The sequence below is a fragment of the Nocardioides sp. genome (genome assembly GCF_047606145.1).
In the GTDB taxonomy this organism is placed as follows: Bacteria; Actinomycetota; Actinomycetes; order Propionibacteriales; family Nocardioidaceae; genus Nocardioides.
In genome coordinates this window covers 1-21,806 of sequence record NZ_JASGET010000049.1, presented here as the reverse complement: position 1 = coordinate 21,806, position 21,806 = coordinate 1, and the positions used below count along the sequence as shown (strand labels likewise).

The following is a 21,806-nucleotide window of genomic DNA, read 5'->3' as shown; positions in this document are numbered from 1 at the left end:
GAGCCCTCAGCGGGGCAGGTGGATGTCGATCAGTGCGGTGCGACCGGAGCGGACGCTGGCCAGACCGGTGGCGATCGCGTCGTCGAGCTCGGCCGGGCCGGCGGTGGCAGGGACGGTGATGCCGGTCATCCCGAACGGCTCGACCAGACCGGCCAGGTCGGGCTGCTCGGTCAGGTCGACGCCGCGGAAGTCGCTCTCGCTCACCGCGACGCCGTCGGGGTAGAAGCGCAGATGGTTGAGCTTCATCGACAGGTACTGGTGGTTGTTCAGCACCACGATCAGCAGCGGTAGGTCGAGCGTCCGGGAGGCGGCCAGCGCCTGCGTGATCGGGTTGTAGAGGAACGAGCCGTCGCCGATGGTCAGGGCCACCTCGCCGGCGGGGTCGGCGTACTTCATCCCGAGGGCGACGCCGAGGCCCTGGCCGAGCCCACCCTGGACGTAGGTGTAGCGCCCCGGCGTCTCGGCGGCCAGGCCGGCCGCCACCTGACGGCTGTGGGTGATGGTCTCGTCGACCACCCGAGCGTCGGCGGCCAGCTGCTCCCGCAGCGCGGCGGCCACCCGGGCGGCGTCGAGCACGTCGGGCTGTGCCACCGCGACGCCGGCCGAGGCCGCGAAGCGGGTACGCCGTTCGGCGACCGCCTCCTCGTCGATGCCGAGCGCCTTCGCCGCCGCACCGAGCGCCCGCAGCGTCGGCCCGACCGACCCCTCCAGATACTGGTCGGCGCCGAGCACCTGATAGTCGACGTAGGGCCGGTGCGGCACCTCGTCGACGACCAGCACCTCGGTCCCCGCGGGCCGGTCGCTCGGCGGATAGTACGGCGCCCGGCAGCAGGCCAGCACGATCAGATCGGCCTCCTCGAGCAGCGCCGGAGAGCCACCGCGGTGCAGCGGGTTGGTGCGTGGGAAGTTCGCGCAGACCGCGGAGGCCGGCTCGATGACCGGGATCGCCAACTGCTCGGCCAGATCGAGCAGCGCCTCGAACCCGTCCGGGTGCCGACCGACCGACTCGGTCACGATCACCGGTCGCCTCGCCGCCACCAGTCGCCGCGCCGCCTGCTCCACCTCGGCCTCGGGGCTGACGGTGGTGCCGGGCGCCGCCACCGCGCGGACATCGGCCCGGCCGGCGTCCCAGGGCTCCAGCAGCACCTCGACCGGCACGTTGAGGTAGATCGGGCCGGCCGGTGCGCGTCGGGCCATCTCGCCGGCCCGCACCACCGTGCCGTACAGCGTGGCGGCACTGCCGACCTGGGTCGACCACTTGGTGATCGGGGTGGCGACCGCCTGCGGGCCGCCGACGATGGAGAGGTTGCGATACCACTGCGAGCCGGGATCGGGCTCCGTCTCGCCGTAGGTGATCGACTCCGAGGTCATCACCACCATGCCGACCTGGGCCAGTTGGGCGCCGTGGATGCCGCAGGCGCCCTGGAGCAGTCCCGGCACCGCGTGCAGCAGCACCACCTGCGGACGGCCGCTGACGATCCCGTAGCCGGTGGCCATCGCCACCGCCAGGGTCTCGTGCATCAGGTCGAGATAGCGCGGACCCGGCGTCCCGTCGCGGTCCTGCCGGGCGAGCGCCTCCCAGGCGGGCGCCCACTCCGAGCCGGGGGAGGAGAAGATCACCTCGACCCCCAGGCTGCGGCAGGCCGCGAGGATCGCCTCGCCGCCGTCGGACCTCTCCATCGCCGTGCTCATCAGGCCTTCGTCACCGCCGGGATCGGCCACTCCAGCACCTCGCAGATCCCCCGGCCCATGATCCACTCCAGCTCCTCCTCAGTGAAGGAGAAGTGCTCGGTGAACTGCTCGATGGTGTCCTTCCAGGTCAGGCCGTGACCCATCAGGCGGGTGATGTCGGTGCCCCAGAAGCAGCGCTGCGGGCCCATCTTGTCCACCATCTCGCGCACGTACTTCTCGATGTTGAGGTTGGGGAACGGCTGGGTGGAGTAGCCCGGGATCGCGGAGACCTTGACGTAGATGTTGGGATGCTCGGCCAGGTCGGCGGTCTCGGAGACCCAGTAGCCGATCGCGTCGTCGACGCAGCGGGCCATGATCCCCATGTGGTCGATGATGATCTTCAGACCCGGGTGCTTCTCCGCGATGGCGCCGAGCTCGGCCTTCCAGATCGGCGCGTGGACCATCGTCTTGATGTCCAGCTCCTCGGCCAGCGGCCAGTACCAGTCGTTGGTGCCGTCGATCATCCAGTTCCGGTCGATCGGACGGTGGAAGGTGAGCCGGGTGCCCTTGATGTGCGGGTTCTGCGCGAAGTCCTTCATCATCGCCGCGCCCTCGTCGGGCTTGTTCTGCGGGATGCGCGCCATGATGCCGAACCGGTCGGGGTAGGCCTCACAGGCATCGAGGGCGTAGTCGATCCGGTCGCCCTCCCACGACGGCGGCAGGATCAGTGCCCGGTCGACGCCGCCGGCGTCCATCAGCTCGATGGCCTCCTGGTAGCTGAACGCCTCCTCGCGGTGGCCGTTGAGCCGGATCCGCTCGCGCGCGCCCGGCACCCAGGGGCGGTCGGGGGTCTCTTCCTTCCAGATGTGGATCTGGGTGTCGACGATGAACATCGGTCCTCGTTTCTCGGTTCTTCTTCGGTCTGTCTGGGGTCGTGATCGGAGGTCGTGCCCCGCCTAGGGGCCGTCGATGCGATCGACCACGTACTCGGCGATGGCCAGGCTCGAGGTCGCCGCCGGTGACGGAGCGTTGCGCACGCTGGTGACCCGGTCACTGGCGTGGATGACGAAGTCGTCGACCAGCGAGCCGTCCCGCTCGACGGCCTGGGCGCGCAGCCCGAGCCCGGCGCGCCTGACGTCGGCGACGCCGATCGCCGGCACGTAGACCTGGGCCGACCTCATGTAGGAGCGGACCGAGAGCACGCCGCGGATCTCGGTCATGCCGGTGCGCCAGTGCTCGGCGGAGAACCGCCAGAACCCGGGCCAGGCGAACGTGTCGGCCACGTCGGCCGGCGTCACCGAGACCCGTCCGTAACGGCGGCGGCTGAGTGCCAGGAAGGCGTTCGGGCCGACCTCGAGGCTGCCGTCCACCCGACGGGTGAAGTGCACCCCGAGGAACGGGTAGCGCGGGTCCGGGACCGGGTAGATCATGCCGCGGACCAGCTCCTGCTTGGCCGGTGTCACCCGCATGTACTCACCGCGGAACGGCACGATCCGCGGGCCCCGGGGCCCGCCGGACAGGACGCCGAGCCGGTCGGCGGCCAGGCCGCCGCAGAGCACCACCCGGTCCACCTGTACGGCGCCGGCGGACGTGGTCAGCGCCACCCCGCCGGGCACCTGCTGGATGCCGGTGACCTCGGTGGAGAGTCGCACCTGGCCACCGGCGGTCTCGATGTCGGCCGCGAGCGCGCGGGCCACGGCCGGGTAGTCGGTGATCGCCGTACGCGGCGAGTGCAGTGCGGCGATGCCGGCGGCGTTCGGCTCGATCTCGCGGATCTCGGCCCCGTCGACCCGGCGCAGCCCGGGGACGCCGTTCTCGGCGGCGGTCTTCTCCAGCGCGGCGAAGCGGTCCATCTCGGTCTCGTCGACCGCCACCACCAGCTTGCCGCACTCGACGTAGGCGACCTTCTTCTCCGCGCAGTAGTCGCGCAGCAGGTCGCGACCGCGGGTGCACAGCTGGGCCTTGAGGCTGCCCGGCTTGTAGTAGATGCCGGCGTGCACCACGCCGGAGTTGTGGCCGGTCTGGTGCAGGCCGACCGCCGGCTCCTTCTCGAAGACGACGACCTCGGTCCCCGGGCGGCGCCGGATCAGCTCGCGAGCGGTGGCGAGACCGACGATGCCGCCGCCGACCACGCCGATGCGCTGCTCGCCGGTGGCCATCAGGCTCCCGTCCGGATCGCCACGGTCTTGACCCGGGTGTAGAAGTTGAGCGCCTCGGTGCCCTGCTCCTTGAACGGCGACCCGGAGTCGCCGAAGCCACCGAACGGGTGGTGCACGTCCCACCCCGAGGTGGGCAGGTTCACCGAGACCTGACCGGCCTCGGCACGGTCGGCGAAGGCGTGCGCCGACTCCAGGCTCGAGGTGAAGACGGCGGCGGAGAGCCCGTAGGCGCTGTCGTTGGCCGCCGCGACCGCCTCTTCGAAGTCGTCGACGACGGTGATCGCGACCACCGGGCCGAAGACCTCCTCGCGCCAGATGTCCATCTCGGTGGTGATCTCGGTGACCACCGTCGGCGCCACGAAGCAGCCGCCGGCCAGCGGACCGTCGGGGGCGTCGCCGCCGGCCGCGATGGTGGCGCCCTGCTCGCGAGCGCGGCCGACGTGACCGAGCACCTCGCTCTGGTGCCGGCGGCTGACCAGGGGACCCATGGTGGTGGCCGGGTCGGCACCCGGGCCGAGCCGTGCCGCCTTGGCGGCCGCGACCAGCTTGGCGGTCAGCTCCTCGGCGATCGGCGCCTCGGCCACGACCCGGCTGGTCGCCGTACACCGCTGGCCGGCCTGGGCGAAGCTGGCGGCGGCGATGGTGGCGGCGGCCAGATCGAGGTCCGCGTCGGCGAGGACCACCGAGGCGTTCTTGCCGCCCATCTCGGTCTGCACCCGGACGTTGCGGCCGGCCAGGCGGCGCTGCAGCGTGCGGCCCACCGCGGTGCTGCCGGTGAAGGAGACCGCGGCCAGCCGCTCGTCGTCGAAGAGCGCCTCCTCGATCTCGCCGATCCGACCGATCGCCAGGCCGAGGACGCCGGCCGGGAGACCGGCGTCGTCGAGCGCCCTGGCCAGGTGGACCGAGACGATCGGGGTCTCGCTGGCCGGCTTGAGGATGATCGCGTTGCCGGCGAGCAGCGCCGGCGCGAGCTTGCGGGCCGGGGTCAGCAACGGGTCGTTCCACGGCGTGACCAGGCAGACCACGCCGAGCGGCTCGCGCCGGGCCTCCACGGTGGTCTTGGGCCGGGCGTCGGCGAGCAGCGTGCCGTAGGGGAGCCGCGCCATCCCGGCGTAGTAGTCGAGGAAGTCGGCCGCCTTGCCGACCTCGCCGGCCGCCTCGGCGGCGGTCTTGCCGTTCTCCGCCACCAGGTCGGCCGCGATCCGGGAGGCGTCGGCGCGCAGGTTGTCGGCCGCCGTGGCCATGATCTCGCCCCGGGTGAGCAGTGAGGTCGCGCGCCAGCGGCGGGCACCGGCCTCCGCGGCGGCATAGAGCTCGCTCACCTCCGCCGCGGTCATCGACGGCACCGTGCCGACGATCGTCGCGACCTCGGCCGGGTCGTGCACGGCGATCGTGGCGGCGTCGCTGCTCGCGGCACGCCACTCGCCGTCGACGAGCCGTGGGAACGCCTGGGCCTCCTGCATCGCTGATGACCGTCCTCTCACCGGGTTCGGAACCGCTGCCTCATGGATCCATGGGGCAGCGATCACGATGCTAGGGCGGATGACGGCCGTAAAATAGGCCCGAAAGCGCAACCTAAGGTGTACGCCGAATCCGGCCGCTCGCTCTCGTGGGGGCACCGTCCGCCGGGCAGGATGAGCCCATGACCGAGGTTGTTGTCGTGCACTATCGAGCCCGGGCCGGTCTGGAGGACGAGGTCGCCAACGCGTTGCGGGCGATGACCCCGCTGAGCAACGCCGAACCCGGCTGTCTGCTCTACCGGGTCTACCGCTCGCCCGACGAGCCGGCCGAGTTCACCATCGTGGAGGAGTACGCCGACCCGGCGGCGGCCCAGGCCCACCGCGACTCTCCCCACTTCGCCGAGCATCTCCTCGGCCGGGTGCTGCCGGCCCTGGACGACCGGGTCCGTCACGACCTGCGGCCGCTGGAGCCCTGATCCGGGTCTGCCCGGTCCGCTCGGTCCGCCCGGTCCGCCCGGTCCGGATCCCGACTGTGCAGATTTGGCAGCCTCGTCGTACCCCTCGTAGAGTTGGTCCACGAAACCAGAGACCGCCGGTCAGCTGATGCGCATGCATCGGATCGAAGGTCCCGCGAATGCGGGCGGCCAGCGTAGGTGACAGAGCACGAGAACCCTCTCCACGCCCTGAGCCTGCGCTCGGGGCGTCCGTCATTTCGGGGGTCTTCCAGGCGGGCTCACCTTCCGGAAGGAGACCCATGGCGCGGGCAGACAAGCAGGCCGCCGTCGCAGAGATCGCTGACGAGTTCAGCGCTGCCTCGGGTGCCGTGCTGACCGAGTACCGCGGTCTCACCGTCAAGGAGCTCAAGGACCTTCGTCGCTCCCTCGGTGAGAACGCCAACTACGCCGTGGTCAAGAACACGCTCGCCAAGATCGCCGCCCAGCAGGCGGGGATCGACGGCTTCGACGACCTGTTGACCGGTCCGACCGCCATCGCCTTCATCAAGGGCGACGTGGTCGAGGCGGCCAAGGGTCTGCGTGACTTTGCCAAGGCGAACCCGAACCTTGTGATCAAGGGCGGGATCCTGGACGGCAAGTCCCTCGACGCTGCCGAGGTGGCCAAGCTGGCCGACCTCGAGTCGCGCGAGGTGCTGCTCTCCAAGCTTGCCGGCGCGTTCACCGCGACGCTCTCGCAGGCGCTCTACGCCTTCAACGCTCTTCCGTCCAAGGCGGCGCAGCTTGCTGCGGCGCTCGAGGCGAAGGCCGCTGAAGACCCCACGATCCTCGCAGGTGGTGCGGCTCCGGCCGTCGCCGCCGAGGAGGCCCCGGTCGCCGAGGCGACCGAGGCCCCCGCCGACGAGGCGGCCGAGGCCGCCTCCGACGAGGGCGACACCGCCGAAGCCTGATCTGGGCAGGTGTCGCCCGGCGGCACCGACTCGGCACACCACCTGAAACCCCGGCCCACCGGCGAACGACCCGGCGGGCCACACAGAAAGGAAACGCCACCATGGCGAAGCTCACCACCGACGAGCTGCTCGACGCGTTCAAGGAGCTCACCCTCATCGAGCTCTCCGAGTTCGTGAAGGCCTTCGAAGACACCTTCGGCGTCACCGCCGCCGCTCCGGTCGCCGTTGCCGCCGCTCCCGCCGCCGGCGGTGCCGCGGGCGGCGAGGAGGCCGCTGCCGTCCAGGACGAGTTCGACGTCGTCCTCGAGGCCGCCGGCGACAAGAAGATCAACGTCATCAAGGAGGTGCGCGCCCTCACCTCCCTCGGCCTGAAGGAGGCCAAGGAGCTGGTCGAGAGCGCCCCGAAGGCGGTCCTGGAGAAGGTCGCCAAGGACGCTGCGGACAAGGCCAAGGAGGCCCTCGAGGGGGCCGGCGCCACCGTCACCGTCAAGTGACTGCCCGCGGGCGCACGCCCGCATCCGGGTCGATCGGCGGCTGAATCGCCGTCGACCGACTCCTCGCCCCGGGGGCGACCACCATCATGGTGGTCGCCCCCGGTGGCATTTGCGCCTCCGTCGTCGTACGGCGCCCGGGGCGATTCATCAAGGTATGCAGGCCAGTGGGCACCTCCCCGTTGGAGTTCCACGAGGGGAGTGCGCATCCGGCTGCATACCTTGACGAACGCGCGGCGGCGCTTGATGAACGCGCGGCGGCGCTTGATGAACGCGCGGCGGCGCTCGATGAACGCGGCGCCTCCGATCCCCCAGGCGACCGGGGACCGACCCCGATGCGACACGCGGGTTACTCGTCAGTTACAAAGGTGCCGGTGGAGCCGTAACCTCGGTCACAGTGCCGCGTTGTTAGTCCCAGCGGAGCAGCGACAGCCGTGCGGGGAGGCCGGTTGTCAGCGAGAGGGAAGGGAGCAGTCCGGATGGGTGTCGACATCGCGATCGACGGCTTGACCAAGAGTTTCGGCAAGCAGCTGATCTGGGGTGACGTCACGTTGACCGTTCCGGCCGGCGAGATCTGCGTGATGCTGGGCCCGTCCGGCACCGGCAAGTCGGTGCTGCTCAAGACCCTGATCGGCCTGATCAAGCCGGACCGCGGTTCGGTGGTGATCGAGGGCACCGACATCTGCAGCTGCTCCGAGCGGGAGCTCTACGAGGTGCGCAAGCTGTTCGGCGTGCTGTTCCAGGACGGCGCGATGTTCGGCTCGATGAACCTGTTCGACAACGTCGCCTTCCCGCTGCGCGAGCACACCAAGAAGTCCGAGACCGAGATCCGCAACATCGTGATGGAGAAGATGGACCTGGTCGGACTGGTCGGCATGGAGAGCAAGCTGCCGGGCGAGATCTCCGGCGGCATGCGCAAGCGGGCCGGCATCGCTCGCGGCCTCGTCCTCGACCCCGAGATCGTGCTCTTCGACGAGCCGGACTCCGGCCTCGACCCGGTCCGCGTCGCGTTCCTCAACCAGCTCATCGTCGACCTCAACGCCCAGATCGACGCGACCTTCCTGATCGTCACCCACGACATCAACTCGACCCGGACGGTGCCGGACAACATCGGCCTGCTCTATCACAAGCACCTGGCCATGTTCGGCCCGCGGGAGATGCTGCTCTCCTCCGAGGAGCCGGTGGTGCGCCAGTTCCTCAACGCCCAGCGGGTCGGTCCGATCGGGATGAGCGAGGAGAAGGACGCCGACCAGCTCGCCGCGGAGAAGGACATGGACCTCCCGCCGCTGCCGCCGATCCCGTTGCAGCTCGAGCCGTCCAACGGCATCCCGCGGCGCAGCCAGCGGCCGCCGGGAGAGTGGTGCCGGTTCAACGGGGTGACCCCGCCCCCGGGCTCGTTCCAGCCCGACGCGATCCTCGCCGGAGGGGCCGCGCTCTGATGTCCTCGTTGACCAGCGCCAAGCTGCTCAAGCCGATCGGCACCGCGGGCAGTCTGTTCGCCTTCGGCCTCGATGTCGGCCGCGGGCTGTTCCGGCGGCCCTTCCAGCTGCGCGAGTTCATCCAGCAGGCCTGGTTCATCGCCTCGGTCACCATCGTGCCGACGGCGCTGGTCGCGATCCCGTTCGGTGCCGTCATCGCGCTCCAGGTCGGCGGACTGATCAAGCAGTTCGGCGCGCAGTCCTTCGTCGGCTCGGCCTCGGTCCTGGCCGTGGTCCGCGAGGCCGGGCCGATCGCCACCGCGCTGTTGGTGGCCGGGGCCGGCGGCTCGGCGATCGCCGCCGACCTGGGCGCCCGCAAGATCCGCGAGGAGCTGGACGCGATGATGGTGCTCGGCATCGATCCGATCCAGCGGCTGGTGGTGCCCCGGGTGCTGGCCGCGATGCTGGTCTCGGTCTTCCTCAACGGCCTGGTCAGCGTGGTCGGCGTCGCCGGCGGCTACGTGTTCAACGTGATCCTGCAGCACGGCACGCCCGGCTCCTACATCGCCAGCTTCACCGCGTTGGCGCAGATGGCCGACGTGTGGCAGGGCCTGATCAAGGCGCTCGTCTTCGGTCTGATCGCCGCCATCGTGGCCTGCTACAAGGGCATGAACGCCGGCGGCGGCCCGAAGGGCGTCGGCGACGCGGTCAACGAGTCGGTGGTCATCACGTTCCTGCTGCTGTTCGTGGTCAACTTCGTGATGACGGCCATCTACTTCCAGATCGTCCCGAGCAAGACGGGCTGAGGACGATGGCGAACCCCAAGGCGATCATCACCCGCCCGCTGAAGTCGCTCGACGACCTCGGCGGTCAGCTCGGCTTCTACCTGCGCGCGCTCTCCTGGACACCGCGCACGATCCGGCGCTACAAGAAGGAGATCCTGCGCATCCTGGCCGAGGTCACCCTCGGCTCCGGGGCGCTGGCGGTCATCGGCGGCACCGTCGGCGTCATCGTCGCGATGACGTTCTTCACCGGCACCGAGGTCGGCCTGCAGGGGTACGCCGCGCTCAACCAGCTCGGCACCGCCGCCTTCTCCGGCTTCGTCTCGGCCTACTTCAACACCCGCGAGATCGCGCCGCTGGTCTCCGGGATCGCGCTGGCCGCGACGGTCGGCTGCGGCTTCACCGCCCAGCTCGGCGCGATGCGGATCTCCGAGGAGGTCGACGCGCTGGAGGTGATGGCGATCCCGTCGCTGCCGTTCCTGGTCACCACCCGGATCCTCGGCGGTCTGATCGCCATCATCCCGCTGTACGTGCTCGGGCTGCTCTCCTCCTATGTCGCCACCCGGATCACCGTCACCATGGTCTACGGGCAGAGCACCGGCACCTACGACCACTACTTCAACACCTTCCTGCCACCCGGCGACGTGCTGTGGTCCTTCGGCAAGGTGCTGGTCTTCTCGGTGGTCGTCATCCTGATCCACTGCTACCACGGCTACAACGCCTCCGGCGGTCCCGCCGGTGTCGGCGTGGCGGTGGGCAAGGCGGTGCGCACCAGCATCGTCGCGGTGGCGGTCCTCGACCTGCTGCTCTCCATGGCCATCTGGGGCACGACGACCACGGTGAGGTTGGCCGGATGACCCAGACCCTGACCCGCGTCGCCGGCCAGCCGAGGTCGCCGAGGTCGCATCGGCCGGGCCTGCTCGTCTCGCTGTGGCGCCACCAGCGCTCCCGCGTGCTCGGCATCATCTTCCTCGCGCTGCTGCTGACCGCAGTCTGGTTCACCTATGCGATCTTCACCAAGAAGTTCACCGACTACGACCGGGTGACCCTGCACGCCGCCCGGATCGGCCTGCAGCTGCCGGACCGGGCCGACGTCAAGATCCGGGGCGTGCTGGTCGGCGAGGTGCTCGACATGAAGGCCTCCGACGACGGCGCGACCCTCACCCTCGGGATCTATCCGGACAAGATCGACTCCATCCCGGCCGATGTCACCGGCGCGATCCTGCCCAAGACCCTGTTCGGCGAGAAGTACGTCTCCCTGGTCGCCCCGACCGGCTCCCATCCCCGGCATCTGCAGACCGGTGACGTGATCACCAAGACCAAGGTCTCGACGGAGCTGCAGGCGGTGCTGCGCGACGTGTACCCGTTGCTGGAGACCATCAAGCCGGCCCAGCTCAACAACACCCTGAACGCGTTGGCCACCGCGCTCGAGGGCCGCGGCGAGGAGCTCGGCGAGTCGCTGGAGACGCTCGACGACTACCTGAAGAAGCTCAACCCGCAGATCCCGGCGCTGGTCTCGGACCTGAAGAAGCTCTCCGGGGTGGCCGACACCTACAACGCCGCGCTGCCCGAGATCAGCTCCATCCTGCGCAACTCGATCACCACCGCCACCACCCTGAGGACGCACCAGCGCGAGCTCAACGACCTGCTGACCGGCGTCACCGCCTTCTCGAAGACCGCCAACGAGTTCCTCACCGACAACGGCGACACCCTGATCCAGCTCGGCAAGGTCAGCGACCCGATCGCCAAGGTGCTGGCCAAGTACTCACCGGAGTACCCCTGTCTCTTCGGCGGCCTGCAGAACCTGCAGGAGCGCGAGAACCAGGCGTTCCGGGGCTACACGCTGCACATCAACCTGGAGACGCTGCCGCACCCGCCGCGCGGCTACACGACCAAGGACAAGCCGCGGTACGGCGACGACCGGGGCCCGCACTGCGGCGAGCTGCCCGACCCGTCGTGGAGCCAGACCAACCTGTTCACCAACGTGCCCAACCTCGACGACGGCATCGACGAGCCGACCGGCAAGGGCACCGACCGGGCCGCCTTCAGCAACAGCAGCGTCTCGGCGCTGGGATACGCCGGCAGCCCGGCGGAGACCAAGGCGCTCGACGCGCTGCTGGCCCCCGGCATGGGCGTCGAGGCGAACGAGGTGCCCGACATCGGTGGCCTGCTGGTGGGCCCGATGGCGCGCGGGGCGAAGGTGAGCCTGAAGTGAAGCTGCTCGACAAGCGCACCCTCGGCGACCTGTGGAAGCTGGTCGTCTTCGTGGTGGTGACGGCGCTGGCCACCGGTCTGCTGGTGATCACCATCGGCAACGTGACCTTCGGCAGCTCGAAGGAGTACCGGGCCGTGTTCACCGACGCCACCGGGGTCAACAAGGGTGACGACATCCGCATCGCCGGGGTCAAGGTCGGCAGCGTGAAGGACGTCCAGATCACCCACCGGACCCAGGCCCTGATCACCTTCTCGGTCGACGCCGACCAGCGCCTGGCCGCCAGCACCAAGGCGACGATCCGCTACCGCAACCTGGTCGGGCAGCGCTACATCGCGCTCACCGACGAGATCGGCGACGGTGGCCGGCTGAGCCCGGGGGAGACGATCCCGGTCAGCCGCACCCAGCCCGCGCTCGACCTGACGGTGTTGTTCAACGGGTTCAAGCCGCTCTTCGAGGCGCTCTCGCCGAACGACGTCAACACCCTCTCGAACGAGATCGTGCAGGTCTTCCAGGGCGAGGGCGGGACCCTCGACAGCCTGCTCGCGCACACCGCCTCGCTGACCAACACCCTGGCCGACCGCGACCAGGTGATCGACGCGCTGATCGACAACCTGAACCAGGTGCTCGCCCACGTCGGCAAGCGCGACAAGCAGCTCTCGGCGCTGATCCTCACCTTCAAGAAGTTCGTCCACGGCCTGGCCACCGACAAGGACGCCATCTTGGGCTCCCTCGACCAGATCTCGGACCTCTCGGTGCAGACCGCCGACCTGATCGACGGGATCAAGGACCCGTTCGTCGACGACGTCAAGCAGCTGCGCCGGCTGACCACGAACATCGACCGGAACAAGCAGTCCCTCTCCGACCAGCTGCAGATCGAGCCGATCAAGCTGCGCAAGATCGGACGTACGGCGATCTACGGGTCGTGGTTCAACTTCTACCTGTGCGGGTTCACCGGGAACGTCACGCTGCCCGGCGGCACGAACCTCCCGGTCACCTACAAGACCGGCTCGGCGAGGTGCAACATCGGATGAACCACGCCACCCGACTCCTCGCTCCCGCCGCTCCGCTCGCCGGGCGGACGCCACCCGGAGGCTCGCGATGAAGCCGTTCCGGGAGCGCAACCAGGTCAAGATCGGCGCGATCTCCATCATGGCGATCCTGCTGATCATGGGGCTCGCCTTCAAGGCCGACAGCCTGCCGCTGATCGGCGGCGGGACCACCTACTACGCCGACTTCGCCGAGGCCGGCGGCCTCACCTCCGGCGACGAGGTCCGCATCGCCGGCGTGCGGGTCGGCAAGGTGAGCTCGGTCGAGCTGGACGGAGACAAGGTCAAGGTCGCCTTCAAGATCAAGACCGACTCCGAGTTCGGCACCAAGACCGGGGCCGCGATCAAGATCAAGACGCTGCTCGGCGAGATGTATCTCGACCTGATCCCGTCGGGGCCGGGACAGCTGGCCAAGGGACAGACCATCCCGGTCTCGCGCACCCAGTCGCCGTACGACGTCGTGCAGGCGTTCAGCGGCCTGGCGACCACGGCGGGGAAGATCGACACCAAGCAGCTCTCGACCGCGTTGACCACCCTGGCCGACCTGACCCGCAACACCCCCGAGTCGTTCCGCAAGGCGTTGAACGGCGTCTCTCGGCTCTCCACCAAGCTGGCGGCCAAGGACCAGCGGATCAACACCCTGCTGAAGAACCTCGACCGCGTCACCAAGACCCTCGACGACCGCGACCAGGACATCATCACGCTGATGAAGGAGTCGAGCACCCTGTTCGAGGCGCTGGTCAAGCGACGGCAGTCGATCCACAACCTGCTGGTCTCGGCCAGGCAGCTCTCCACGGAGCTCTCCGCGCTGATCGACGAGAGCAGCGCCGACCTCAAGCCGGCGCTCACCCACCTGCACTCGGTGGTCAACGTGCTCAACGCGAACGAGGACAACCTCGACGAGGAGCTGCGCCTGATGGCGCCGTTCTACCGGGTGTTCGCCAACGTGCTTGGCAACGGGCCCTGGTTCGACTCCTACATCCAGAACCTCCCACCGGTGCCGGCGGTGACCCAGTGACGGTGACCCGATGAACAAGCTGATCGCCCCGATCGTCGTCGCGGTGCTGGTGCTCGCCGCCGGGATCTACCTGCTCACCCGGGACACCGGGCAGAAGGAGCTGGTCGCGCACTTCTCCCGCACCGTGTCCATCTACGAGGGCAGCGACGTGCGGATCCTCGGCGTGCCGGTCGGCAAGGTCGACTCGGTCACCCCCGACGGCACCGACGTGATCGTGACGATGCACTACGACTCCGACGTGGAGCTCCCGGCGAACGCCAAGGCGGTCATCATCGCCCCCTCGATCGTCGGGGACCGCTACATCCAGATCACCCCGGCGTACTCCGGTGGCAAGGTGCTCGCCGACGGCGCGGTGCTGACCACCAAGAGGACGGCGGTGCCGCTCGAGCTGGACCAGATCTACTCCAGCCTCGACGACCTGGTGGTGGCGCTCGGCCCGAACGGGGCCAACAAGGACGGTGCGCTGACCGACCTGCTGCAACAGACCGCGAAGAACTTCGGCGGTCAGGGGGAGAAGGTGCATCAGACGATCGAGGACCTGGGCACGCTCACCAAGACCCTCGACGACAACAAGGATCAGCTGTTCGGCTCGGCCAAGCAGCTGGAGAGCTTCGTCAGCACGCTGGCGAAGAACGACACCACCGTGCGCAAGTTCACCAACTCCCTCGCCGACGTCTCCGACCTGCTCGCCGACGAGCGCGGCGACGTGGCCGGCGCCCTGAAGAACCTGTCCACCGCGCTCGGCAAGGTCAACACGTTCGTCAAGGACAACAAGGGCGAGCTGAGCGCCAACATCAAGGGTCTCAACCGGGTCGCCAAGGTGCTGGTCAAGCGGCGCGACGAGCTCAACGAGACGCTCAGGGTGGCGCCGCTGGCGCTGAACGACCTGGGGGCCGCCTACAACCCGCAGACCGGGACGCTGGACACCAACGCCAACCTGACGATGATCGCCAACCAGATCGTCTCGGACCCGTCGACGTTCCTGTGCTCGATCGTGAACCAGGCCGACAGCTCCAACAGCGCCTGCAAGACGATCAAGGGTCTGCTCAATCGCAGCGGTGCCCTCGGCGCCGGCACCGGGTCGTCGTACGGCGTCAAGAGCGATCCGACGCTCGGCGGACTCGTGGAGGAGAAGTGATGCGCCCGCTCGGTCGAACCGCTCGCACGTCGCGCCGCGCCACGCCGGCCGTGCTGGCGACCGTTCTGCTCGCCCTGCTGCTGAGCGGATGCGGCTTCTCGGTCTACAGCCTGCCGCTGCCCGGCGGCGCCGACACCGGCTCGGACCCGCTGAGCATCAAGGTGCAGTTCGCCGACGTGCTGGACCTGGTGCCGCAGTCGACCGTCAAGGTGGACGACGTCACGGTCGGCAAGGTCACCTCGGTCGAGCTCGACGACGGGGTCGCGGTGGTCACGCTGTCGATCCGCCGCGACACCGACCTGCCGGCCAACACCCGGGCCGAGATCCAGCAGACCTCCCTGCTCGGGGAGAAGTACGTCGACCTGGTGGCGCCCACCGGCGACGAGACCGCCACCGGGCGGCTCCAGGACGGCGCCACCATCCCGCTCTCCCGTACCGGCCGCAACCCGGAGATCGAGGAGGTCCTCGGTGCGCTCAGCCTGATCCTCAACGGCGGTGGCGTGGCGCAGCTCAAGACGATCACCACCGAGATCAACAAGGCGCTCGGAGGCCGGGAGGACTCGGCCCGCGCCGTGCTCAGCGAGGTCGACCAGCTGGTCACCAACCTGGACGACAACCGGGGCCAGATCGTCAAGGCGATCACCTCGCTGAACCGGCTGGCCAAGTCGGCCCGCGGCCAGGAGAAGACGATCGACGCCACCCTCGACGAGCTCCCGTCCGCGCTGACCAGCATCGACTCCCAGCGCAAGGACCTGGTCACCATGCTCAAGGCGCTCGACAAGCTCGGCGCCACCGGGGTCCGGGTGATCAAGGCCTCCAAGGACAGCACCATCGCCACCCTGCGCGACCTCAAGCCGGTGCTCACCAAGCTCGCCGACTCCGGCGACTCGCTGGTCACCTCGCTCGACACCTTCCTCACCTACCCGTTCGTGGACGCCGCCGTCGGCACCACCCCTCAGGCGGCGCGCAGCACCCACTACGGCGACTACGTCAACCTCGACATCACCCTCGATCTCAACCTGAGCGCGCTGAACAACCTGCCGGACGTCGGGGAGACGGTCTGCCAGACGCTCAAGGAGGTCGGCAGCAAGCTCTCGCTCGACCAGCTGCTGGAGCTGAACCCGGACATCTTGTGCAACTCCACCACCGCCAAGAACCTGTCCAAGTGCCAGACCGCGCTGGAGAAGAACCTCAGCTCCGATCCGCCGGTGCTCTCCGTCCCGGCGAGCTGTGCCGCGCTGCCGACCTCGTTGGTGGGCGATCTGGCCGACGAGATCAGCGACATCGTGCAGGACCCCACCGGGGCCATCTGCGACCTGGTCAAGCTGCTGTGCGACGGCACCGGCAACACGTCGAGCAGCACGTCGAGCAGCGGCAGCGGCTCGGATGACTCCGACAGCACGCTCGGCAACCTGACCTGCTCGCTGCCGGTGTCGCTGTGCCGCGCTCCGGCCGGCTACCAGGGGCAGTGGCCGCCGACGAAGTCGGTGCGGCTCAAGGACCTGGGCAAGGTGCTCGATCCCTCCCTCGTCTCCTTGATGATGCCGGGGCTCGACACGACCTCGGGAGGGACCTCATGATCACCCGCCGTACCAAGATCCAGTTGGTGATCTTCGTGCTGATCACCCTGGTCGGGGTGAGCTTCGTCGGTGCGCGCTACGCACGTCTGGGCACGCTGTTCGTCTCCGACCACTACACCGTCACCGTCCATCTGGCCAGCTCGGGCGGGATCTACACCGGTGGCGAGGTGGACTACCGCGGGGTCAAGATCGGCCAGGTCGGCGACATGACGCTCACCGACAGCGGTGTTGACGTGGCCCTCGACATCGGCAAGTCGTGGGACGAGATCCCGGCGGACTCGCGGGCCGTCGTCGCCAACCGGTCGGCCGTCGGCGAGCAGTACGTCGACCTGCAGCCGCAGACGGACAACGGTCCGTACCTGCACGACTCCTCCCAGATCGCCCAGCAGCGGACCGAGACGCCGATCGCGACCGAGAAGCTGCTCGGCGATGCGGCGACCACCGTCGACTCGGTGGACAAGAAGGCGCTCACGACCACCATCAGCGAGCTCGGCAAGGCGTTCGAGGGGACCGGCACCGACCTGCAGCAGATCCTCGACACCGGCACCGCCTTCATCCGCACCGCCAACGACAACATCGACGTCACCACCGACCTCATCCGGGACAGCAACACCGTGCTCTCCACCCAGCTCGACAGCGCCGACGACATCCGCAGCTTCTCCCGCGACCTCTCGCTGTTCACCAAGACCCTGGCCGGCTCCAACAAGGACCTGCTGCGGTTGATCAAGAACGGCACGGCCGCGGCGAACCAGGTGCAGGCGTTCCTGGAGGAGAACGACGTCGACCTCTCCGAGCTGCTCTCCGAGGTGTTGACCACCGGGAAGATCGTGCAGCGCCACCTGCCCGGTCTGCGGCAGCTGCTGGTCGTCTATCCCTACGTGGTCGAGGGCGGGTTCTCGGTGCTCGCCAAGGGCTCCGACGGCTACTACGACGCACACTTCGGCCTGGTGCTCACCACCACCGGGGTCTGCCACCAGGGGTACAACACCAAGCAGCGCACCCCGCAGGACACCTCGGACAAGCCGATGAACACCAAGGCACGCTGCACCGAGCCGGCCTCCGAGAGCAACGCCCGGGGCGCGCAGAACGCACCGCGGGCCAAGGCCGCCTATCGGGCACCGGTGGTCGCCACCTACGACACCGACAGCGACACCCTGAGCTGGGGCTCCGGCAGCTCCACGACGAAGGGGACCAAGGCGCCGTCGACGTACGGCAGCGACACGTGGAAGTGGCTCTACCTCGAGCCCCTCAGCGCAGGAAAGTGACGATGACCGAACTCGACTCCTCCCCCCTCCGCCGCGGCGCTCGGCTGCGCTGGGTGACCCTGGCCGTGCTGGTGGCGGTCCTGCTCGTCTCGGTCGGCTACCTGGTGTGGCGGCCGTTCGGGACCTCCACCGACGCTCAGCCGCTCGCCTTCGAGCGGGACGAGGTGATGGCGGCGGCGACGAAGTTCACCACCACCGTCAACACCTACGGCCCGAGCATGCTGGACAGCGACAGCAAGGAGATGCCGGGCTATCGCAAGAAGGTCGGCAAGCTGCTGACCTCGCAGTTCGAGGCCTCCTTCGAGCAGGGGGTGACGCTGGCCGAGGCGACCGTCTCGGCCCAGGGAGCCGGCCGGGTGGGGAAGGTCTACGCGGCCGGTGTCTCCGGGATGGACGCCGACTCCGCGACCGTGATGGTCTCCGGCGGCATCACGCTGAGCTACCCCAAGTCGAAGAAGTCGAGCAAGCGGGTCAACGTGGGCACCGAGCCGTTCCGGGTCGAGGTCGACCTGGTCAAGCAGCACGGTGCCTGGCTGGTCGACGACTGGCAGCCCGCCGAGAAGGATCCGAGTAGCTCCAACAGTTCCGGGGTGGCACAGTGACGATGGTGATCGACGACGGCTCCTCCGCGGCCGCGGCCTCGGGACCGACCTGGTACGACCTGCTCGGCGTCGAACCCGACGCCGGGGCCGACGAGATCCGGACGGTCTGGCGGACGGCGATCGCGGACCTCGAGCCGGGCGACCGGCGGTTCCGTGCCCTCAACGAGGCGGCGGCGGTCCTGTTGGACCCGCAGAAGCGGGCCGAGTACGACGATCGGGTGCTCGCCGAGCAGGAGTCGGAAGACGGCGAGCAGGAGCCGGGGACCACGGCCGGGCGTGATCGGGGCGAGACCGATCCGGCTGAGACCCACGCGGAGGCGGAGGCGAACACGGCGGCTGACACGGCGTCCAGCGCCGAGGCCGACGCTGGGACCGGGACGGCCGCCGACGCCGAGATCGACGCCGAGATCGACACCGAGATCGACACCGAGATCGACACCGAGATCGACACCGAGGTGGACCCGGAGGCCGAGGAGAGCGTCGAGCCGGCAGGGACCGGCGTCGGGTCCGCGCTGGCCCGGGCGTCGCGCCGGCTGGCGCGGCCGCCGTGGTGGGTCCTCAGCGCGGTCGGCGTACTCACCCTGGCGGCGCTCGTCGCCGCGCTGGTCACGCTGTTCCACGAGAGCACCCCGGTCAGCACCGAGTCGGTGGACAATCGCAACGCCACCTCCAGCACCCTGGAGAGCAACGCGGGCAAGACCATCACCCAGCAACACGATCTGCTGGTCGAGACGCCCGCTGCGCAGGCCCTGGCCGCCGCCAAGAAGGCGGTGCGTCCGCTGCTCGCCTACGACTACCGCCACCTGGCCGCCGATCAGGCGCGCGCCCACCGATACATGACCGCGTCCTATCGCGCGGACTACGACCGGGTGTTCGCGGTGATCAAGGACAACGCCCCCGACACCAAGACGATCGTGAAGGTGAACGCACCGGTGGACGCCGGCGTGGTCAGGGTCGCGGAGAACACCGTCGAGGTGCTGCTCTTCGTGGACCGGCCCACGACGAATGCGAAGACCTCGACGCCGATCGACTACCAGGACTACGCCACCCTGACCATGGTCCACCGGGACGGGAAGTGGCTGGTGAACAAGGTGCAGACCAAGCCGGAGTAGGCCGGAGTAAGCCGGAGTAGGCCGGTGCGGAGCGATCCGGAGTGATCGTCCGGCGGCCGGGTGACCTCGTCGTGGCTGGGTGATCGGCCCGGGGGATGCGGCGAACCGCACGGGTGTCAAGGGGTTCGGCCGCAGGGTCCATTCGCAAACCGGATGACTGTCATCGCCCGACAGGGCTTCTGCTCAGCGACGATCGGCCCTAGTGTGATCCGAGTCACCAGCCAGGGGTTGCGCGTGGCGGGGGCCTAGGGTGGCCTGGGCGCGTGCCGCGGTCGTCGATGCTTCGTGGCGGCCCGTCATCCGTGCCTCGGCACATGAGCAAGGTCTGATGGAGGGCGCACCTATGCACGAACGCCTCCGAGCCGGACTCGGGGTCGAGATTCGTGCACCGCATCCCCTCGCCACCGGTGGCATCGACCGCCGGCGGCTGCGCTGGCTGCCGCACACCGCCCTCGTCCTCGATGCCATGGCCATGCTGGTGCTCGCGACCGCCGTCGAGCTCGTGCGTCGCCGGTTCGGCTGGTTCACCGCCCGAGTGGACGGACCCGGCCACACCTTCTGGCTGGTGCTTCCGCTCGTCCTGGCGGCCTGGCTGTTCGTGATCGCGGCCCTGGGAGGCTACCGGGAGCGGCACTTCGGGGCCGGCATCGAGGAGTACAAGATCGTGCTCAACGCGACCCTGGTGGCGGCGGGCGTCACCGGCGTCGGCTGCTACCTGGTCAAGCTGGAGCTGTCGCGCAGCTTCTACCTCCTCGTCTACGGCCTCGGCGTGGTGGTGCTCATGCTCGCCCGGGGGCTGTTGCGTCATGCGCTGCACCGGGCCCGCTCCGGCGGAGCGCTGTGCCACGGGGTCGTCATCGCCGGCCCCCCGACCTGCGTGGCCGCCTTCGCCGACATCCTGCGGCGGGAGTCCTGGCTGGGCTACCGGGTGCGCGGCGCCCTGGTGCCGCCGGAGTGGGCGGAGGAGGAGACGATCGGCGGCACGCCGGTGCTCGGCACGCTGCACGCCGCGATCGAGGCGCTCGCCGAGGCCGATGCCGACGTGCTGCTGGTCACCGACGGCGCGCTGGACGGGACCGACCAGATGCGTGAGCTCGTCTGGGAGCTCGAGGACCGCGACGTCCAGGTCGTCATCGCGCCCAGCGTCACCGACGTCGCCCGGGAGCGTGTCCGGGTCCGGCCGGTGGCGGGGCTGCCGTTGGTGCACATCGACGCGCCCCGCACGGTGCGGGCGCGGCGCCACGCCAAGCGGGTCTTCGACCTGTCGGCCTCGGTGCTGCTGTTGCTGGCCATGGCGCCGTTCTTCGGTCTCATCGCCGCCGCGATCAAGCTGTACGACGGCGGGCCGGTCTTCTTCCGCCAGGTCCGGGTCGGCCGGGACGGTGACGTCTTCTGGTGTCTGAAGTTCCGGACGATGGTGGCCGGCGCCGAGCAGATGCAGCCGGCGATGCAGGCGGAGCAGGGGCACGCGGGGGCGCTGTGGAAGATGAAGGCCGATCCGCGGATCACCGCGCCCGGCCGGATGCTACGCCGATTCTCGCTGGACGAGCTGCCTCAGCTGATCAACGTCGTACGCGGTGACATGAGCCTGGTCGGTCCGCGGCCGCAGGTGCCCGCCGAGGTCGCCACCTACGACCGCTTCGCCCGCCGACGGCTGCATGTCAGGCCCGGGATGACCGGCCTGTGGCAGGTCTCGGGTCGTTCCGACCTGCCCTGGGACGAGGCCGTCCGGCTGGACCTGTACTACGTCGACAACTGGTCGATGATGCAGGATGTCGGCATCCTGGCGAAGACCTTCGGTGCCGTGTTCGGGGCCAAAGGTGCCTACTGAGCCGAACGGCCCGAGTGGCCCGAGGGACCCGGGTCGGAGGCCGATCAGGAAGCTCTCGGAGCCGCTGCGCGCGATCAGGCTGCCGAGGGCGAACGCGAGCAGGGTCGAGAGCACCGTCCAGATCGACATCCCGACCACGATCGCGACCGCAGGTGTCCACGTCATCCATCCAGAGTGCCCTAAGTCGACCAAGTAACCAAACTTATCACGTACCCAATTCATTCGTCTGGCGGCGCTTGCCCGGCCGCGGAGTTCGGAGGAGGAGCGGTGTCCACCCCCCGCGTGCTCTACCTGGCCGGTGCCGGGCGCAGTGGCAGCACCGTGGTGGCGCGCTATCTGGCGGCCCGCCTCGACGCCGTCCACCTCGGCGAGGTGCGCTACCTGTGGGAGCGCGGTGTCGGCGAGGGCCAGCTGTGCGAATGCGGTACGCCGTTCGGCGCCTGTCCCTTCTGGACGCGGGTGCTCGCCGGCGCCTGTCCCGACGGCCCCGAGCGGGCGCGCGAGGAGATCGCACGGCTCACTCCGCGGGTCGATCGGCAGCGGCGCATCCTGGGCGATGCCGCGGTGGCTCGCGGCCGGCCCGGCGGGCTCGGATGGCCCGGCCGGGCGGCCAGGC

The 21,806-nt window shown here is 69.4% G+C and carries 19 protein-coding genes and 1 pseudogene; 16 read left to right on the top strand and 4 right to left on the bottom strand.

What is annotated here, in order from left to right; all coding sequences use genetic code 11:
- Positions 1–6: 6 nt before the first annotated feature.
- The 4 genes from QM638_RS06690 to QM638_RS06675 all read right to left on the bottom strand — a co-directional run bounded on the left by QM638_RS06690 (position 7) and on the right by QM638_RS06675 (position 5,293).
- The gene (locus QM638_RS06690) at positions 7–1,692 is read right to left on the bottom strand and encodes a thiamine pyrophosphate-binding protein (RefSeq protein ID WP_415141175.1); all 1,686 of its coding nucleotides are present in this window, start codon (positions 1,690–1,692) and stop codon (positions 7–9) included.
- Positions 1,692–2,564, bottom strand: a complete 873-nt coding sequence (locus tag QM638_RS06685) for an amidohydrolase family protein (protein WP_415141174.1) — start codon at positions 2,562–2,564, stop codon at positions 1,692–1,694. Before QM638_RS06685 ends, QM638_RS06690 begins: the two co-directional genes overlap by 1 nt.
- A 63-nt stretch (positions 2,565–2,627) precedes the next feature.
- The gene (lhgO, locus tag QM638_RS06680) at positions 2,628–3,830 is read right to left on the bottom strand and encodes an L-2-hydroxyglutarate oxidase (protein ID WP_415141173.1); all 1,203 of its coding nucleotides are present in this window, start codon (positions 3,828–3,830) and stop codon (positions 2,628–2,630) included.
- Positions 3,830–5,293: an aldehyde dehydrogenase family protein gene (locus QM638_RS06675; RefSeq protein ID WP_415141172.1), complete on the bottom strand. Its 1,464-nt coding sequence runs from the start codon at positions 5,291–5,293 to the stop codon at positions 3,830–3,832. Before QM638_RS06675 ends, lhgO begins: the two co-directional genes overlap by 1 nt.
- Positions 5,294–5,472: 179 nt before the next feature.
- Here QM638_RS06675 and QM638_RS06670 point away from each other — a divergent pair, with 179 nt between their 5' ends.
- From QM638_RS06670 to QM638_RS06595, 16 genes and pseudogenes are all read left to right on the top strand, one after another.
- Entirely contained in the window at positions 5,473–5,766 is a 294-nt protein-coding gene (locus tag QM638_RS06670; protein ID WP_415141171.1) for a putative quinol monooxygenase, read from the top strand.
- A 278-nt stretch (positions 5,767–6,044) separates the two neighbouring features.
- Positions 6,045–6,692 carry a 50S ribosomal protein L10 gene (gene rplJ / locus QM638_RS06665; RefSeq protein ID WP_415141170.1) on the top strand — a complete coding sequence of 216 codons (648 nt, stop codon included), beginning with the start codon at positions 6,045–6,047 and terminating at the stop codon, positions 6,690–6,692.
- Between the two features lie 101 nt (positions 6,693–6,793).
- The gene (gene rplL, locus QM638_RS06660) at positions 6,794–7,186 is read left to right on the top strand and encodes a 50S ribosomal protein L7/L12 (protein WP_415141169.1); all 393 of its coding nucleotides are present in this window, start codon (positions 6,794–6,796) and stop codon (positions 7,184–7,186) included.
- A 476-nt stretch (positions 7,187–7,662) separates the two neighbouring features.
- A complete protein-coding gene (locus tag QM638_RS06655; protein ID WP_415141168.1) occupies positions 7,663–8,622 on the top strand; it encodes an ABC transporter ATP-binding protein in 960 nt (319 codons plus the stop codon).
- Positions 8,622–9,407, top strand: coding sequence for an MlaE family ABC transporter permease (locus QM638_RS06650; protein WP_415141167.1), 786 nt, complete (start codon positions 8,622–8,624; stop codon positions 9,405–9,407). Before QM638_RS06655 ends, QM638_RS06650 begins: the two co-directional genes overlap by 1 nt.
- A 5-nt stretch (positions 9,408–9,412) precedes the next feature.
- On the top strand, positions 9,413–10,240 hold the full coding sequence (locus QM638_RS06645) for an MlaE family ABC transporter permease (protein ID WP_415141166.1): 828 nt from the start codon (positions 9,413–9,415) through the stop codon (positions 10,238–10,240).
- The gene (locus QM638_RS06640) at positions 10,237–11,598 is read left to right on the top strand and encodes an MCE family protein (RefSeq protein WP_415141165.1); all 1,362 of its coding nucleotides are present in this window, start codon (positions 10,237–10,239) and stop codon (positions 11,596–11,598) included. The genes QM638_RS06645 and QM638_RS06640 overlap by 4 nt, the downstream gene beginning before the upstream one ends.
- Positions 11,595–12,629: an MCE family protein gene (locus tag QM638_RS06635; protein WP_415141164.1), complete on the top strand. Its 1,035-nt coding sequence runs from the start codon at positions 11,595–11,597 to the stop codon at positions 12,627–12,629. Before QM638_RS06640 ends, QM638_RS06635 begins: the two co-directional genes overlap by 4 nt.
- Before the next feature lie 67 nt (positions 12,630–12,696).
- Positions 12,697–13,662, top strand: coding sequence for an MCE family protein (locus tag QM638_RS06630; RefSeq protein WP_415141163.1), 966 nt, complete (start codon positions 12,697–12,699; stop codon positions 13,660–13,662).
- A gap of 10 nt (positions 13,663–13,672) precedes the next feature.
- On the top strand, positions 13,673–14,800 hold the full coding sequence (locus tag QM638_RS06625; RefSeq protein ID WP_415141162.1) for an MCE family protein: 1,128 nt from the start codon (positions 13,673–13,675) through the stop codon (positions 14,798–14,800).
- Positions 14,800–16,380 (top strand): MCE family protein, encoded by a 1,581-nt coding sequence (locus QM638_RS06620; protein ID WP_415141161.1) that lies wholly within the window; start codon positions 14,800–14,802, stop codon positions 16,378–16,380. Before QM638_RS06625 ends, QM638_RS06620 begins: the two co-directional genes overlap by 1 nt.
- Positions 16,377–17,645: an MCE family protein gene (locus tag QM638_RS06615; RefSeq protein WP_415141160.1), complete on the top strand. Its 1,269-nt coding sequence runs from the start codon at positions 16,377–16,379 to the stop codon at positions 17,643–17,645. The genes QM638_RS06620 and QM638_RS06615 overlap by 4 nt, the downstream gene beginning before the upstream one ends.
- A 2-nt stretch (positions 17,646–17,647) precedes the next feature.
- Positions 17,648–18,247, top strand: coding sequence for a hypothetical protein (locus tag QM638_RS06610; RefSeq protein WP_415141159.1), 600 nt, complete (start codon positions 17,648–17,650; stop codon positions 18,245–18,247).
- Positions 18,248–18,249: 2 nt separating this feature from the next.
- Positions 18,250–19,359 carry a J domain-containing protein gene (locus tag QM638_RS06605; RefSeq protein ID WP_415141158.1) on the top strand — a complete coding sequence of 370 codons (1,110 nt, stop codon included), beginning with the start codon at positions 18,250–18,252 and terminating at the stop codon, positions 19,357–19,359.
- 343 nt (positions 19,360–19,702) lie between these two features.
- Complete coding sequence (locus QM638_RS06600; protein WP_415141157.1) at positions 19,703–21,190, top strand: sugar transferase; 1,488 nt, start codon at positions 19,703–19,705, stop codon at positions 21,188–21,190.
- Between the two features lie 267 nt (positions 21,191–21,457).
- Positions 21,458–21,806, top strand: a pseudogene (locus tag QM638_RS06595) (hypothetical protein); the annotation flags it as partial.